Source organism: Psychrobacter sp. 1U2, assembly GCF_051847575.1.
On record NZ_JBPYDC010000782.1, the window covers coordinates 1 to 837 of the forward strand.

Annotated in this window: 1 protein-coding gene and 1 pseudogene; one reads left to right on the plus strand and one right to left on the minus strand. The window is 44.2% G+C overall.

Translation table 11 applies throughout. The features are described 5' to 3' along the window. Positions 1-180: pseudogene (locus ACS8FD_RS18715) on the plus strand (hypothetical protein); the annotation flags it as partial. A 56-nt stretch (positions 181-236) separates the two neighbouring features. On the opposite strand, the gene ACS8FD_RS18720 reads toward ACS8FD_RS18715, so the two are convergent. Continuing rightward, on the minus strand, positions 237-837 hold a 601-nt coding region (locus ACS8FD_RS18720), incomplete at its 5' end, for a tRNA dihydrouridine synthase (protein WP_439276956.1).

The window sequence follows — 837 nt, forward strand, 5'->3', positions numbered from 1 at the left end:
TTAGTATTAGGTTTTATTGTACTCATTCGAACTTTTTTAAGCTTATCACTACAAGTCGAGCTAGAAGGACGCTTCCCGTGGCAAAAAGAAAAATCACCGCAGGGGGCACAGCGTGTGAATCAAAAACTTTATAATGAAAATTCTGATAATCTAAATCCAAGCCCAGATTTAGACCCTTAAGCTCAGACTCAAAATGCGGATTATAGATAATACTTTTGGTATGACATTTATTTAAGTTATTCGTGCGTTTGCAAAAAATCTTCGACCACGCGAAACTGTCCAGCGGTACTTTCCTCGCCATACATTGCTTGGCGAAAAGCATTAGAGTTGGGAATGCCAGTGGTGTACCAAGCGATATGCTTACGGGCAATACGGCAACCTGAGTATTCACCATAAAAATCATATAACTCTTGTAGATGGGCCAGTACGATGTCTTTTATCTCGCTAACACTTGGCGCGTCAAGGCTCTCACCAGTACGTAAAAAATGCTCAATATCCCGAAATAACCACGGTTGTCCTTGGGCGGCCCGTCCTATCATCACCGCATCACATCCTGTCATCTCATAGACCTGTTGGGCTTTTTGCGCGCTATCGATATCGCCATTGGCAATGACGGGAATACTAATACTCTCTTTGACTTCTCGTATCAGCTCATAACGCGCTTCACCGGTATACATATCCTCACGCGTGCGCCCATGAATAGCAATGGCAGCAATGCCTGCTTGCTCTGCTCGCTTCGCCACGCGCAAAATATTCTCTCGTCCATTTTCAAAACCTAAGCGCGTTTTTAATGTCACCGGCGCATTGACGCTATTTACCGCAGCATCTAATAAACGC